Source organism: Litorilituus lipolyticus (assembly GCF_006439335.1).
Lineage (GTDB): Bacteria > Pseudomonadota > Gammaproteobacteria > Enterobacterales > Alteromonadaceae > Colwellia > Colwellia lipolytica.
Genome location: NZ_SAWY01000036.1, coordinates 185,360 through 199,264 on the forward strand (window position 1 = coordinate 185,360; position 13,905 = coordinate 199,264).

At 38.5% G+C, this 13,905-nt stretch carries 16 protein-coding genes; 8 read left to right on the top strand and 8 right to left on the bottom strand.

Annotated elements, in window-relative coordinates:
• Positions 1-21: 21 nt before the first annotated feature.
• Complete coding sequence (gene mutM / locus EPA86_RS14280; RefSeq protein ID WP_140604764.1) at positions 22-837, top strand: bifunctional DNA-formamidopyrimidine glycosylase/DNA-(apurinic or apyrimidinic site) lyase; 816 nt, start codon at positions 22-24, stop codon at positions 835-837.
• Between the two features lie 47 nt (positions 838-884).
• Here mutM and coaD read toward each other — a convergent pair whose 3' ends face one another.
• A complete protein-coding gene (gene coaD / locus EPA86_RS14285; RefSeq protein ID WP_140604766.1) occupies positions 885-1,355 on the bottom strand; it encodes a pantetheine-phosphate adenylyltransferase in 471 nt (156 codons plus the stop codon).
• A 221-nt stretch (positions 1,356-1,576) separates the two neighbouring features.
• Between coaD and EPA86_RS14290 the strand changes: the two genes are divergently transcribed.
• Positions 1,577-2,233, top strand: a complete 657-nt coding sequence (locus tag EPA86_RS14290) for a TetR/AcrR family transcriptional regulator (RefSeq protein WP_140604768.1) — start codon at positions 1,577-1,579, stop codon at positions 2,231-2,233.
• Here the strand turns inward: EPA86_RS14290 and EPA86_RS14295 are convergent.
• The 3 genes from EPA86_RS14295 to bioH all read right to left on the bottom strand — a co-directional run bounded on the left by EPA86_RS14295 (position 2,230) and on the right by bioH (position 4,465).
• Entirely contained in the window at positions 2,230-3,207 is a 978-nt protein-coding gene (locus EPA86_RS14295) for a putative metalloprotease CJM1_0395 family protein (protein WP_140604770.1), read from the bottom strand. The two genes, EPA86_RS14290 and EPA86_RS14295, sit on opposite strands and share 4 nt — an antisense overlap.
• A 23-nt stretch (positions 3,208-3,230) precedes the next feature.
• Positions 3,231-3,530 carry a hypothetical protein gene (locus tag EPA86_RS14300; RefSeq protein ID WP_140604772.1) on the bottom strand — a complete coding sequence of 100 codons (300 nt, stop codon included), beginning with the start codon at positions 3,528-3,530 and terminating at the stop codon, positions 3,231-3,233.
• An 86-nt stretch (positions 3,531-3,616) separates the two neighbouring features.
• Complete coding sequence (gene bioH, locus EPA86_RS14305; RefSeq protein ID WP_140604774.1) at positions 3,617-4,465, bottom strand: pimeloyl-ACP methyl ester esterase BioH; 849 nt, start codon at positions 4,463-4,465, stop codon at positions 3,617-3,619.
• 55 nt (positions 4,466-4,520) lie between these two features.
• Between bioH and EPA86_RS14310 the strand changes: the two genes are divergently transcribed.
• Positions 4,521-5,303 carry a ComF family protein gene (locus EPA86_RS14310; RefSeq protein WP_140604776.1) on the top strand — a complete coding sequence of 261 codons (783 nt, stop codon included), beginning with the start codon at positions 4,521-4,523 and terminating at the stop codon, positions 5,301-5,303.
• A 27-nt stretch (positions 5,304-5,330) separates the two neighbouring features.
• Here the strand turns inward: EPA86_RS14310 and EPA86_RS14315 are convergent, their stop codons facing one another.
• Complete coding sequence (locus EPA86_RS14315) at positions 5,331-7,880, bottom strand: M14 family metallopeptidase (protein WP_140604778.1); 2,550 nt, start codon at positions 7,878-7,880, stop codon at positions 5,331-5,333.
• Between the two features lie 242 nt (positions 7,881-8,122).
• On the opposite strand from EPA86_RS14315, the gene nfuA reads away from it, so the two are divergent.
• From nfuA to EPA86_RS14335, 4 genes are all read left to right on the top strand, one after another.
• Positions 8,123-8,701, top strand: a complete 579-nt coding sequence (nfuA, locus tag EPA86_RS14320) for a Fe-S biogenesis protein NfuA (protein ID WP_140604780.1) — start codon at positions 8,123-8,125, stop codon at positions 8,699-8,701.
• A 52-nt stretch (positions 8,702-8,753) separates the two neighbouring features.
• Entirely contained in the window at positions 8,754-9,008 is a 255-nt protein-coding gene (locus tag EPA86_RS14325; protein ID WP_140604782.1) for a hypothetical protein, read from the top strand.
• A gap of 1 nt (position 9,009) precedes the next feature.
• Positions 9,010-9,378 carry a VanZ family protein gene (locus EPA86_RS14330; RefSeq protein WP_140604784.1) on the top strand — a complete coding sequence of 123 codons (369 nt, stop codon included), beginning with the start codon at positions 9,010-9,012 and terminating at the stop codon, positions 9,376-9,378.
• A gap of 108 nt (positions 9,379-9,486) precedes the next feature.
• A complete protein-coding gene (locus tag EPA86_RS14335; RefSeq protein WP_140604786.1) occupies positions 9,487-9,771 on the top strand; it encodes a hypothetical protein in 285 nt (94 codons plus the stop codon).
• Positions 9,772-9,789: 18 nt separating this feature from the next.
• Here EPA86_RS14335 and EPA86_RS14340 read toward each other — a convergent pair whose 3' ends face one another.
• The gene (locus EPA86_RS14340) at positions 9,790-11,136 is read right to left on the bottom strand and encodes an MATE family efflux transporter (RefSeq protein WP_246058405.1); all 1,347 of its coding nucleotides are present in this window, start codon (positions 11,134-11,136) and stop codon (positions 9,790-9,792) included.
• A gap of 88 nt (positions 11,137-11,224) precedes the next feature.
• On the opposite strand from EPA86_RS14340, the gene EPA86_RS14345 reads away from it, so the two are divergent.
• The gene (locus EPA86_RS14345) at positions 11,225-12,286 is read left to right on the top strand and encodes a polysaccharide deacetylase family protein (RefSeq protein WP_140604788.1); all 1,062 of its coding nucleotides are present in this window, start codon (positions 11,225-11,227) and stop codon (positions 12,284-12,286) included.
• 20 nt (positions 12,287-12,306) lie between these two features.
• On the opposite strand, the gene EPA86_RS14350 is transcribed toward EPA86_RS14345, so the two are convergent.
• Both EPA86_RS14350 and cyoE read right to left on the bottom strand, forming a co-directional pair.
• Positions 12,307-12,933, bottom strand: coding sequence for an SCO family protein (locus tag EPA86_RS14350; protein WP_140604790.1), 627 nt, complete (start codon positions 12,931-12,933; stop codon positions 12,307-12,309).
• 16 nt (positions 12,934-12,949) lie between these two features.
• On the bottom strand, positions 12,950-13,900 hold the full coding sequence (gene cyoE, locus EPA86_RS14355; protein ID WP_140604792.1) for a heme o synthase: 951 nt from the start codon (positions 13,898-13,900) through the stop codon (positions 12,950-12,952).
• Positions 13,901-13,905 lie beyond the last annotated feature (5 nt).

The following is a 13,905-nucleotide window of genomic DNA, read 5'->3' on the forward strand; positions in this document are numbered from 1 at the left end:
CCAAATTTATAGACGAACAATATGCCAGAATTACCAGAAGTAGAAGTATGTCGATTGGGCATTAGTCCACACTTAATCGGTGAAAAAATACAGGATATTGTGGTTAGAAATTACCAATTACGTTGGCCTATACCTGCTGAGATAATACAAGCAAAAGGCCAAATTATCCTTGCAGTTGAAAGGCGGGCTAAGTACTTACTTATACGATGTGAATCAGGAACAATACTATTACACCTTGGTATGTCAGGCACGATTCGAGTAGTGAACCAATCAACGGCTATTGCCAAGCATGATCACTTTGATTTAGTGCTTGAGAATAACAATGTTCTTAGATTGAACGATCCAAGACGTTTCGGCGCGGTGTTGTGGTTGGATAGTCATCATGATGAACAAGGCTTACTAACTAAATTAGGACCTGAACCTTTATCAGACGATTTTTCAGATGGTTACCTTTTTCAAAAAGCTCAAGGCCGTAAAGTGCCAATTAAAACCTTTATAATGAATAATCATATTGTTGTGGGGGTCGGTAATATTTATGCTAATGAAGCATTGTTTAAAGCTGGCATTTTACCGACTGCCCAAGCAGGTAATATAAATGAAGAGCGATTAAATGCCTTAACTCATATCATTAAAGCAGTGTTAGCAGCGGCAATTAAACAGGGTGGAACAACGCTAAAAGACTTTACCCAAGCAGATGGTCGACCAGGGTATTTTGCACAATCATTGCAAGTTTATGGCCGAGCTGGGCAAGCTTGTCATTGTTGTAATACGACGCTAGAAGAAATTAGGCAATCGAATCGCAGCTCAGTTTTTTGTCCGAGCTGCCAAAGTGAATAATCGTTAGCTTAATTATAGGTATCTTGAGATTAGATAGATGTAGAGTGCTATTTTTCTAGTGCAGCTTTCACTACAGGGTGTACAAACTGGCCAACATCGCCATCGTGAAGTGCGACTTCTTTTACTAAGGTTGAAGAGATGAAAGAATTCTCCTCAGCAGGAGTTAGAAAAACACTTTCTAACTCTGGTGATAATCTTCTATTCATATTGGCGAGTTGAAATTCATATTCAAAGTCAGACACCGCACGTAAACCTCGAATTAGCACTTTTGCTTGATGTTGTTTAGCAAAATCTACTAATAAACCACTAAAACCAACGACTGAGACATTATCTAAGTCTTTAGTTACTTCTTTTAGCATAGTTACACGTTGCTCTAAGTCAAATCGCGGTTTTTTACTTGGACTAAAGGCAACCCCAATAATAACTTCGTTAAATAGTTTGCTGGCACGAACAATTAGATCACTGTGTCCATTCGTTACAGGGTCAAAAGTACCAGGGTAAATTGCTTTTATTGTCATGATTTAGTCGTTCAACATTATTCGAAGATATAGACATATTGTAATGGGCTAATAGAGCCACTGACAAGTCTCTATAATTAAAACAGATAAAAATGAATAAATAATCATAAAAAAGCTTAAAGTATTTACTCAAAATGCTGTATATTAACTGAAAATTGATAGTATCATTGTTCAACCAGAGAAGATTACCTTCCATTAGCCAAGAAAAAGAAGCAGTTAGTATGAAGACCCGTGATAAAATAATTCAAGCCAGTATTGCATTATTTAATGAGCAAGGAGAGCGCAACGTAACCACAAATCATATTGCGGCTCATTTATCGATTAGTCCAGGTAACCTGTATTATCACTTTCGAAACAAAGAAGATATTATTCTTTCAATTTATGAAGAATATGCTCGTAGCCTATTACTTGAAGCCTTACCTAAAGTCTCTGCTGAAGTTAAACCGCTTGATTCATTGATTTTATATATGGATGCGGTATCGCAAACCACTAGAAAATTTCGTTTCTTTTATAGTAATTTGCCGGTTCTTTTAGATAAAAACCCAAGCTTACGTGAAAAGTATGTTGAAGTGCAGCACACAATTGCTGAGCGAATTCGAGAATTATTATTATCGTTAAGAAGTGCTGATATTATCGCTTTTGAAGATGATGAACTTGCCGATATTGTCAGTATTTTACGTTTAATAAATACCTTTTGGATTAGCTTTTATCAAACACAAACTATTGTTAGTGAAGTGAATGATTCAGTTTTTTATCAAGGTGTTTTAAAGATACTGGTTATTTTAAAACCATATACAACAGAAGCAGCTAAAGCAGAGTTACTTAAAGCGCGCGATTTATACCAACAAAAATATGAGCAAGCGTTAGAGACAGCCTAAGCTGTTAATTCAAATTGAGACTTATCAGATTTTGCATAAGCTAATGTAATATTTTGGTAGAAGCTTTCAATCCGCTGAGCTCGTTGAGTAACTTCTAAAGACTGATCAGTTTGTATATGAGCTGTTGAACCGTAGCTATTATGGCTTGGCACTAATGCTTCTTGGTCAGATAATGTTTGGTTTATAAAAGTATCAAAGTCATTATCATCCCCTTCGTTAAGGTGCGTATTAACTTGAGCTTTAGCGCTATTTTCACTGTTAATTCTACGCTCTTCATTTTGTTCTGATAATAAATCACTCTGAGCTTGCAGAATAATCTGAGTTGCATTGGCAGCAACACGGGTATCTTGAGCTGAGGGGTTAGCAGGAGCTAATGCCGCTGCATGCACTTTCTGCATTTTAGCAATCGTTGCTTGTGGGTCACCAGCAACGCGAGAAAGGTCAACAGATACTTCACCTGAAACAGCGTACCTTTTGCCGTCAGGCCCTACTTCATAATCATATGAAGGCGAACCCGTAGTTGAGCCGCCAACACTTGCATGAGCCATCTCGTGGGCTTTAACTTCAAGGTCTCGTTCCTTAAGTTCTGAGACAATTTGGGCTTCTTCAGGCGTTAATTCATGCTGTGATTGGGAAGAGTGCTCATCTTCATCATTTTGCTGTTGATTAAAACCATGATGATTTTGCTCTTTTTCTTGATGCTCAGGGTTGTGCTCTTGATGTTCGCCATTAATTGACTGCGTATCCTGCTCTGCTTGCTTACGTAAATTAGCAAAGTCAACCTGCTCATTGTTTTGGGCGGGGGTTCGAGCTCGCTCCTTTTCAGAAGCGACGCCCTTTTCAGCGGCGGATTGATGGGTTGCGCTAACTTGAGTAATTACCTCTCTTTGTTGATTTTCACGACGCAAGCTTTCCGTTGGCAAATTAGCCACCGTAGGCATGGAAATCATCGGTGTGTGAGAAGTAATATTCATAATAACATTAAACTTAGTGCAACTTACGCAGTAACATCTAGCAAGGTACCTAAGGTTTCATCTGCGGTTTTTATGACCTCAGCTGAAGATTTTGCTTGGTACTCTGCAACTTTTAAATCAACAATCGCTTGATTTAATTCAGGCGCATCTGTTTTAGTGGCTACTTGGCTAGTCACTTCACTAGTAACTTCAGTACTAGTTGTTTGATTGGATTCAGACTCTATCGTAGTGCTTGCGACAATATCGGCAGCAGCTTGATTCGCATTTTCCTTAGCTTGTTGAAAGCCTTGGACCCCCGCATTAAACGCTGATTGAATTTCCATAGCAAATACCCCTATTTTCTATAGCTTCATCTGTTTAATTATTAATCAAAAATCACAAAAAGTAAATTGATTATTCTGCTCAATAGTTAAATTTTGTTAATGAATTCTTTTATCAGCCAATTGGCTAGAATTTGAGAGAATTCGGGCAAATGAGAAATAAATGGCGCATGTGAAGCACCTTCAAAAATATGATGCTCACTTTTTGGCATTAAGGCATTGATTTTTGGACAAACAGTCTTTGGTACTAAACTATCGTTACGGCCATATAAGCGTAAAAAAGGTTGTTGTATATGTGCTAATTTCGCTCGGAAATCGCTTGTCTCAAGTAAGCTTAGCGATTTATCTAGCGTGTTTTTACTGGGGAGAGGTTGAGCCATTACAAGCTCAGTAATTTGCTTCAAATCTTGTCGAATATGAGGGCTGCCCATGGCTTGTATCTTTAAAAAGCCTTTAATGGTTTTAGCACTATCTTGTGATAACTGTTGATGAAAACTAGAAAGGATCGCAGGTTTAATTCCAGGCCAAATAATCTCATCTGTTAAGGCGTCTTGCTGCTCGACAAAAAGTGGAGTGCTAGCAACAGAAATAAGGCCAAGAACTTGCTGATTAAAATCGAGCGCCATTTTAGTTGCAACCAATCCACCAAGTGACCACCCCAAATATATCGCGGGCTGAGCGATATTTTCGCTGATTAACTGACAAATACTATCAAGACTATATGCATTTAAGTCGATATGATTATTTTGACCAAAACCGGGTAAATCCACGGTGATGAACTCAAATTCATCAGCCAATAAAGGTGTTATTTCATCCAATAATGGCTGCCAAATTGCTGAGTTGAGTCCCCAGCCATGTAGAAAAACAATTGGGATTTTCTTGGCTTGTTTTGGGAGTGTCTCTGCTGCTACTTTGGTAAAATGTAAACTATCTGCCATGCTTAGAAGGATGCGTTTAAAGGAAAAGCGCTAGTGTACAAAAAGGTGACAAACAATGGAATGGCAAAGCGCAGTTAATCAGTGGCGAAGCATAGTATTGACATTGTGGCAAAGAGGCATAACACATCTAGCTTGCTGTGATCTTTGCTCTGTAACGGTGAGTGACAACATGAAGGCGTCAGGGAATGCTAAGCAACTTCTTGTTTGTTCAATTTGTCTGGATGAGCTACCAATTTTTAATTGTAAAGCAATACAAGGTGATTTACTTCACTGGCCTGCTATTGATAAAGGATTACCACAGAGACATTTTGCCAGGTTATTGTCCCTTGCTCCTTATACTCCTCCTTTTGATACTTGGCTTAAGCAACTGAAATATCAAGGTCGTTTTGAATTAGCGCCATTCTTTGCTGAATTGCTATTTAAACAGTGGCAAATTGCTAATGAAGTCCATCCATATGAACAGGTTGATTTAGTTATTTCTGTGCCAGTACATATAAGAAAATGGCAAACACGGGGATATAATCAGGCACATTTAATTGCCTGTCAATTTGCGAAAAAACTGCAGGTGCCCTATCAGAGTGATTTAATAAAGCGTGTCAAACAGGTAGATAGCCAAGTGGGGAAAACGGGCGCTGAACGAAGAAAAGCATTGCGCAATAATTTCATACTCAATAATGGGAATACAGCAAAGCTGAAACATGTAGCATTGGTTGATGATGTGGTTACTACTGGCAGCACCGCCAGTGAAATAAGCAAACTATTACTTAGCTTAGGTGTACATACCGTTACTTTGGTAACGGTATGTATCTCATTGCCGACAATTAAAAAGTGCCCTTAGTAGCACGTTATAACAAGTTTACTTAAACTACTTTGCTGATGCAGAAAAAGCATGGGCGAAAAATATGCTATTAGCGAGCAACTTAGCGCTACCATGCCAATAACCACGAAAAGCTAGAACATCACTGGTGGCAATGACTTTACCCTTACCGTAGTTATGGGCAACGATAGCGGCGTTATGCGCTAGCCGATTTGTTAAATTTTGATCGGTATAGCCACTTAATAGCGGAGTGGGCGTATATTTAGCGACAGTAATAAAAGGTTGTTGCGGGTGCTCAATAATCAGTGTGCTATTTCTAAAGAGTGCCAGAGACTTTGATGTATAACCAAAGGCGAGAGGGTGACTGGTATCTAACTCTGTTTCAAAAATAGCACCGGCTATACGTTTACGACCTGCAAGGGCTTCTTTATCTTCATAACTTAGATTTTGGTGATCAAAGAGTTGGTCTATTTGTTTTTTACTCGCTATTTTGGCAGATAAAATCTCATTATCTGCTAACCATGTTGCCGCTCTTTTTTGACCTATAATCACTCCGCCTTGCTTGACCCATGATTTTAATTTTGACGTCACTTTCTCTGACATGTGTTGATAATTACCATTGACCATAATTATGTGGCTATAATCACTGATATTTCGACGTGCAAGGTTATTGTGTTTAATCACTGAAACGGGAATGTTTAAGGTTTCATCTAAGTAAAAACGAACTTCGCCGGCTTCATATTGTGAAATACTTTGCCCGCCAATAAGCAAGACTTTCGGTTGCTTGATTACTTTGAATGAACTGCTACCTAAATCAACGCCTATTGGTGTTAAGCCAGTTGATATATTAAATAACTTAATACCCACTTCATTACTGGCATTAACGACGATATCTTGCCAATTTTCAATAGATTGAATGCCGGCTAAAAGCACTATGCTACCTTTACTGAAATGCTGTTTTTTACCATCCACTACGCTGGTGAATGCTTTAGTGGCCACTTTGGCTTTTACCCCTTTTGCTAACAAGCGGTTTAATAATTTAGGGGCTAAATAATTCTGCCAGTTGAAGGCATAACTATACGTTTGCTTATTAACCTCATTAGTAATAATTGTTGCAGGTGGTTGCCATGCTTGCTGGCTTAATGATAATCCACGTGTACGTCTTAATGCCTGATGTTCAATATTCATTGCTAACGGCAAGGTCCAGCCAGAAACATCGTAAAAGGTATTATCTTTAAAGTGACTTTGTTGATTAAAGAGAGCTTGAATTAAGCGATATTGAGGCTGCGCTAATGGCACAAAATAGCTATGTTCTTTGCTATAAAGCTTATCTTTGTATTCATAATCTTCAGTAAGCGGGTAAATACTAATTTGATGCTGTTGTAACTTACTTAACAATGCTGATAATCGGTAGCTATCATGTGCTTCGTGTAATAAGTAACCAGCAATTTTCTGCTTTTTAGCCAATTTAAGAGCACTTTGATAAAAATCTTTCTTGTATTGAATTAATGCTTCGCGATGATGCCATGCCCCTTCGATAGTAGATAAAGAAGTTAAGACATGATTTTTGATACTATCTTCAAAAGTAAGTAAACCATTGTTCGTTTGCTGTTGCATACCACGAGAGCTTGCTTGCTCAAATAATATACCTATGCTGCCATTAATATCAGGGTAGGTAGAGCCTTTACCAAAGTAAAAATCATCAAAATTTTCTTCACTATAGTAAAGTCTGTGTTGCTTATCTAATGCTTTGGCGTGAAATTCAGCCATTGCTGCTGTTAAGTTATAGTTATCAGCAGGGGTTAAGGGGTGGTTTCTGCTGCGGATGCCTGGCTGAAAGAAGTAACTACTGTTATGACCCATTTCATGAAAATCACCCACAACATGTGGTTGATATTGATGATAATAGGCTAATCTGTGACGGCTTTCTTGCTGAGATAATAGTAACCAGTCTCTGTTCAAATCGAACCAAAAATGATTAGTACGGCCGGTTACCCAATCTTGATGATGCTCAATATGGTTTACATCACTGTTATCAGAAGAGTTTCTGTAAGTTGTTACCCAATTAACAAACCTATCCATGCCATCAGGGTTAATGCTTGGCTCCAAAACAATAATAGTATTTTGTAAAATCTGCTCAATACTGGTTTCGTTACTTGCAGCTAAATAATAGGCAACAACCATAGCGGCATTTGCGCCACTAATTTCATCACCATGGACACTGTAACCAAGCCAGACGACTAAAGGTTTTTGTGTATCTTTTGTTTCATTTGAATTTTTTGCTAATAATTGAGGTAATTTAGCGAGGTTTTCAGGACTGGAGATTGTAACCAATAATTGTTCTCTAAACTGAGGTGTTCTCCCCATAGAAGTTAACATAACTCGAGAAGAGGCAGTCGATAACTGGTAAAAATATTGTGATAACTGATCATGCCTAATATGGCGTTGACCAATTTCAAAACCTAAGCTCATACTCGGTAGGGGGATAGCTTGATTATAACTCGCTGATTTAGGTAAATAATGCGTAATTGAACTTGCTTGAACTACACTTGAAAAAATAAAAAAGCTTAAAATAATTAGTAAACGCAACAGCAACATAAAAAACCTCTTTTGTTAATGGCAGATAAAATAACAAAAATATGGTGAAAAATCATTGTTAATAGCCATCTCTCCTTTCAATTTGACCAAAAAACAAACAGAGATGTTCAGTACTGTCTAATATCGATGAAATTGCTAGCGCCTAACTTGATAGCAGAGTAAAATGGGCATACTTGAGTAAAATAGTCAGGTATACTTATAAGTAATAAGTGACTTGAGAGAGCAAAGAGAGTGTAAACGTCATGATCAGTATTTCAGAAAGTGCCCAAGCGCATTTTGTAAAGTTACTTTCGCAACAAGCGGAAGGCACCCATATTCGAGTGTTTGTGGTAAATCCAGGTACAGCTAAAGCTGAGTGTGGCGTTTCATACTGCCCACCTGATGCCGTTGAACCGGATGATCTCGAGTTACCTTTTGATGGCTTCTCTGCCATGGTTGATAGTGATAGCAAAAGCTTTTTAGAAGATGCAGAAATTGATTTCACCACTGATCAAATGGGGTCTCAACTTACATTGAAAGCACCAAACGCAAAACTACGTAAAGTAGCCGATGATGCACCACTTTTTGATCGTGTACATTACTTCTTGCAAGCAGAGGTTAACCCTCAATTAGCTGGGCATGGTGGTGAGTGTACGTTAATGGAAATTACTGACGACGGTTATGCTGTTCTGCAATTTGGCGGTGGTTGTAATGGTTGTAGCCAGATTGATGTCACGGTTAAAGATGGCATTGAAAAGCAATTAATTGAAATCATGGGTGATGAAATTAAAGGCGTTAAAGATATGACAGAACACCAACGTGGTGATCATTCATATTACTAAGCATCGCTCAAAGACTATATCAGTTACTTTGGGTATGGTTAATTAGTACGATATGTTGTTTATATTGGAAAAACTAGGCCAGAATCCGCAAGCAAGTATGAAAATATTTGTTCGTGGGCTTGGCCTTTTTGCTTTAGGCTTGTGTTTAATCGCTATGGGTTATTTCTTTCATTATGCATGGCAAATGGCTGGTATCATTGTGTTAGCAATAGCTTGTGCAGTCGCGTTGTGGGGGTATATCGGCATTTTTGCAAATCGTTGGTACCATATTCTGACAAGGCATAACCCTGATAGACATAATAAATAATATGCGTTTGCTCTCACTCATAAAACATTATTGGTTGCCATTAACCCTCTTCACCGTAGTGGCCATTGCAACTTTATCCTTATGGCCAGCAGCAAGTTTACCTCAAGTACCCGGCACAGATAAAACACATCATTTTATCGCTTATGGCTTATTAATGCTGCCAACAGCCTTAAAGAAACCTAAAGGTTGGCTTTACATTGCCTTTGCTTTTATCGCCTTTAGCGGTTTGATTGAATTAGTGCAGCCCTATGTGAACCGTTATGGTGAGTGGCTCGATATGTTAGCGAATATATTGGGGTTGCTTTGCGGTATTTTTGTAGCAAAACTCGTCGAAATTTTTGCTGATTTTAGTTACAAAAAGTCACAGTAAATTACATAATCATCGTAAAGTAATTGTTAATACTTGATAGGTATCAAGCAGTACTTATTAAGTCGTGCTAAACTTGCCCCACATTATATTTTTGAACAGTGTTACCTTATGTCAGAACAACCACCAGCACATCATTTACCCGTTAAGCATCCGCCTAAACGACTTTGGCAAAAAATCTCCCTGATAATTGCAAACATTAGTTTTGCCTGTGCGGCGATTGGTGTTGTCATTACGTTGATCTATGGTAGTTCTGTTGAGGCTGAAATTAAAGCCGCCATGGGTGCTATTACATTTTTTTGTGCTGCTGTTGGTGTTGTATTGAAGGCACTAGGTGGTACCAGTATCCCTAATTTGAAAATAGAGAAGCAAGATACCGATAAAAAAGATGCTTAACTGGCATTTGAATCGATGTTAGTACGTTGTGTATTCAGGCTTAAGTTGACGATGAAAGTGCCACGCCAGTGTTACGCCACGTGCTAGCATAAACAAAGAAAAAGCTGCCCATAATCCGTGATTCTCAAAGGGTTGAAGCAAATACCATAATGGGAAAAAGCATAAGAAAGTAGAAATAATCATACTATTTCTCATTGCTTTCGCTTGCATCAAACCAACATAAACCCCGTCGTACAAAAAACACCAACATGAGATTATTGGTAAAAGTATCATCCAAATTAAATAATCTTGTGCGTAGTTAATAACACTTTCTATTGATGAAATTAATGACAAGAGCTCTTTACCAGCAACGGCAAAAAGTAACGTATAAAGTAAAGCAAAAATAGCGGTCCAAAATAAAGCAATATTAATAGTAGACGTTAATTCAGTTTTATCTCTTTTACCGTGCGCTTTTCCTACCATAGCCTCTGCAGCATTGGCTATACCATCTAGCCCAAATGAAATGAGTAAGAGAAAATTCATTAAAATTGCATTGGCAGCGACGACATCATCACCCATTCTTGCGCCTTGAAAAGTAATGAACATAAAGCAGCTTTGCAAGCAGATGGTACGAACTAAAATATCTCGATTCAGTTTGAAGTAGGCACTAATGATACGGCGCTCAAATAGCGTTGTAATGAAAATGCGACCGTCAGTTATTAAGTTGAAAATGTCAGTTTTGTGCCTCTTAAAAATAATGATTAATCCACAAGTAAAAGATGAATATTCAGCGATAACACTGGCTAAGGCGACACCTGAAACTTGCCATTGAAAAGCAAATACAAAGACGATATCTAGTATAACATTTACAAGGTTTGTTAATATTAACAGCCACATAACGGCTTTACTTTGATGGTTGCCCAACAGCCAACCAAAAATGACTAAGTTAGCAAGAGCAGCAGGTACTCCCCATATACGTATTTGTGCATATTGATTAGCATAAAACTGCACTTGTTCAGAGCCACCTGCGATGGTGAGTGCTATACGAATAAATGGTGCTTGTAATAAAAGTAACGCTGTACCTATGGCAAGTGCGACAGACAAACCACGACATAACACCATTAAATTTTCAGGTTTGCTACTGCGACCAAAAGCTTGAGCACTTAGACCGGTAGTCGACGTTCTCAGAAAGCCACATAGCCACACCACAGAAGTAATGACCATCGCGCCTATTGTGCTGCCACCTAAATAATAAGCATGAGATAAATGACCAATAACAGCCGTATCGACTAAACCTAATAAAGGTACCGTAATATTGGAAAGGATCATTGGTAGCGCTAACAGAAATAAACGCTTATGTTGATCAAGATCGCTAAATAACAGCAAGAAATATCCCTAATGGCTAGGCTTTTAATAAGAAAAGCGGTATTTTACCTTATCTTGTAAACCTCAGCCATGAGAAGAGACAACTATCATGATTGCTCGCGTCCTTGCTTTACTATGCATTTTATTCCAAACCTCTAGTTTTGCTGCGGTTATATTGCAGTATCACCACGTTAGTGAAACCACACCTGCAAGTACAACAATCTCTCCTAGCCAATTTGAGGCACACTTAAAATATTTGCAGGATAACGATTTCACCGTGGTGCCTTTATCAATCATCGTTGAAGCCATTAAAACTCAACAGGCCATCAAAGATAAGACTGTTGCGATAACTTTTGATGATGCTTATACCGATATCTTAACCACAGCGAAACCACTACTAGATAAGTTTGGTTTTCCTTACACAATATTTGTTAACCCAGGTATTATTGAGCGTTACGAATCAAGAGAAACATCGCCTTATTTATCGTGGGCGCAGTTAAAGTCCATGTCAGATGAAGGCGTTATGATGGCAAATCATGGTTTTGAACATGACTCATTAGCGAGGGTGCCAGCTGGCGTAAGTGAAGAGGACTGGCTTTTAGAGCAGTCGAAATTATTATTGCAAGCAGAAAAGATATTAGAAGAAAAAACAGGGCAAAGCTGGCGTTATTTTGCCTATCCCTATGGTGAGTATAGCCCGGCAATTCAAGCATGGGTCAAGCAAAATGATTTTGTTGCTTTTTCACAGCAATCAGGAGCAGTGGGTATAGTTTCAGATGTAACCAGTATTCCACGATTTCCGGCCTCGCAACCATACGATAAAATTTCAAGCCTAAGAGATAAGTTAAATTCATTACCTATGGCAATTACTTTATCTGAGCAAGATGCACAAACTATTTTTCAGCACCAAGAAAGTAAACAGGTGACTTTCAAGGTAGAAACAGATGACTTCTACCAATCTCAGTTGAATTGTTATATTTCAGGTCTAGGTAAGCAAAAAATAGACTGGCTTGATGACAATACCTTTTCTATTACCTTTAAAAAAGATTTACCCGTTGGGCGTGTTCGTTGTAACTGTACAGCCGCAAGCAAAAGTAAACCAGGTCGATATTATTGGTATTCTAAGCCTTGGTTTGTGTTAAAGCCTGACGGCACATGGTTTCACCTTTAACAAGCAGAGATTGATAGTCTCTAATATAAGGCAACGATTTTTTGATAATCTTCGAGTAATTTATCACTGTCTATACTAGGCACTTCTCCTAAAGCTTGTTCTGCTTTAAAAATGGCAGCGATTTTTGCATCAGGGTTTATCAAAGCTAATGAAGCACTATGATCGACTTGATAATTTTCACTGTTATTAGCATCGCTAATTGCATACATTAAGCCGAGGCTTCGTGCAAAAGGGTAAAGCTTGTCATGTTCGGCTCTTAACGCTAAAAAGTCTTCATTAAAATAAGCTATGTACTGCGCCAATTTACTTTGGCTATCACGTTGTGGATCTACAGATACCAGTAAAACTTGGCTATTTTCATCAATCTCTTGCAGTTGCTCATAGATAAAACTTAGGTTTTGTAGTGTTGTTGGACAGACATCAGGGCAAGAGGTGTAGCCAAAAAAAACAAAACTCCACTTTCCTCTAAGTTTTTGATTAGTAAACTGGTTTCCTGCTTGGTCAACTAGCTGAAAATTCGTTAAGGCTCTGCTTTGTTTATAATAAAGAGCGTGCTCGGGTAAAGGCTTTTTCGTGAGTAAGTGAAAACCAACAGCCCCTGCACTTGTCGCAATAATGGCAACGATGATAATTAAAACTTTATTCATAGGGCGCTTTTCCTTTCTACACACTAGCCAGCAAGTAATGATCGAATAGTAAAATAATAAATAGTGCCATTAAGTGGACGATGGAGAACTTAAATGTGGCAAACGCAGTGCCTTCTTTATCATTAAACTTCAATTGCCATGCATAGTAAAAGAACATTAGATTTAACGTGACAGAGCCTAATAGATAAAGCCAGCCACTCATACCTACGAGGTAAGGTAATAAACAAACGACAAATAATAGTACGGTATAAAGTAATATTTGTGTTTTAGTAAAGTCAACGCCATGGGTCACAGGCAACATAGGAATATTTACTTTGGCGTAATCGTTTTTGCGATGTATCGCCAACGCCCAGAAGTGTGGTGGTGTCCACGTAAAGATGATTAGCACTAATAACAATGCGTGACCATGAATTTCATTGGTCATTGCTGTCCAACCCAATAATGGAGGAATGGCACCAGCTAGGCCACCAATTGTGATGTTTTGCGGAGTTGCTCGTTTTAGATATAACGTGTAAACAAAGCTATATCCGACTAGGCCAGCTAAAGTTAAGTAGGCGGTTAATGGATTAACCAGTTGATAAAGTAACGCAAAGCCTGTTATTGCCAACGTGCATGAAAAGATAATGGCATTGCTTGTGGTCACTTGGCCTGTAGGTAATGGGCGATTGTGAGTTCTTCCCATAATGGTATCAATTTTTTGATCTACGATATGGTTTATTGCTGCTGCAGAAGAAGACAATAAACCTATGCCCAACATAGCAGGAATAAGAATTTGCCATGGTAAACCGCCTGGAACTGACAAACTCATCCCGACAAGCGCGGTAAGAACAAGTAATGCCACTACTCTAGGTTTAGTCATTTCATAATATGCTCGCCATGGAATTGTTGCCGAGTTTGAAAGGCTCACCTCGTTAGTGTTTGTTGGAGTGACAATGCCAGCTAAATTCTTATGTATAGTTTTATTCATCTTGA

Excerpts from the sequence above, each read along its gene's own strand:
- EPA86_RS14325 (WP_140604782.1), top strand. The coding sequence starts at position 8,754 with ATGTTGTTTATATTGGAAAAACTAGGCCAGAATCCGCAAGCAAGTATG.
- coaD (WP_140604766.1), bottom strand. The coding sequence starts at position 1,355 with ATGACAATAAAAGCAATTTACCCTGGTACTTTTGACCCTGTAACGAAT.
- mutM (WP_140604764.1), top strand. The coding sequence starts at position 22 with ATGCCAGAATTACCAGAAGTAGAAGTATGTCGATTGGGCATTAGTCCA.
- EPA86_RS14315 (WP_140604778.1), bottom strand. The coding sequence starts at position 7,880 with ATGTTGCTGTTGCGTTTACTAATTATTTTAAGCTTTTTTATTTTTTCA.
- cyoE (WP_140604792.1), bottom strand. The coding sequence starts at position 13,900 with ATGAATAAAACTATACATAAGAATTTAGCTGGCATTGTCACTCCAACA.
- EPA86_RS14350 (WP_140604790.1), bottom strand. The coding sequence starts at position 12,933 with ATGAATAAAGTTTTAATTATCATCGTTGCCATTATTGCGACAAGTGCA.
- bioH (WP_140604774.1), bottom strand. The coding sequence starts at position 4,465 with ATGGCAGATAGTTTACATTTTACCAAAGTAGCAGCAGAGACACTCCCA.
- EPA86_RS14345 (WP_140604788.1), top strand. The coding sequence starts at position 11,225 with ATGATTGCTCGCGTCCTTGCTTTACTATGCATTTTATTCCAAACCTCT.
- EPA86_RS14300 (WP_140604772.1), bottom strand. The coding sequence starts at position 3,530 with ATGGAAATTCAATCAGCGTTTAATGCGGGGGTCCAAGGCTTTCAACAA.
- EPA86_RS14290 (WP_140604768.1), top strand. The coding sequence starts at position 1,577 with ATGAAGACCCGTGATAAAATAATTCAAGCCAGTATTGCATTATTTAAT.
- EPA86_RS14310 (WP_140604776.1), top strand. The coding sequence starts at position 4,521 with ATGGAATGGCAAAGCGCAGTTAATCAGTGGCGAAGCATAGTATTGACA.
- EPA86_RS14295 (WP_140604770.1), bottom strand. The coding sequence starts at position 3,207 with ATGAATATTACTTCTCACACACCGATGATTTCCATGCCTACGGTGGCT.
- EPA86_RS14330 (WP_140604784.1), top strand. The coding sequence starts at position 9,010 with ATGCGTTTGCTCTCACTCATAAAACATTATTGGTTGCCATTAACCCTC.
- nfuA (WP_140604780.1), top strand. The coding sequence starts at position 8,123 with ATGATCAGTATTTCAGAAAGTGCCCAAGCGCATTTTGTAAAGTTACTT.
- EPA86_RS14335 (WP_140604786.1), top strand. The coding sequence starts at position 9,487 with ATGTCAGAACAACCACCAGCACATCATTTACCCGTTAAGCATCCGCCT.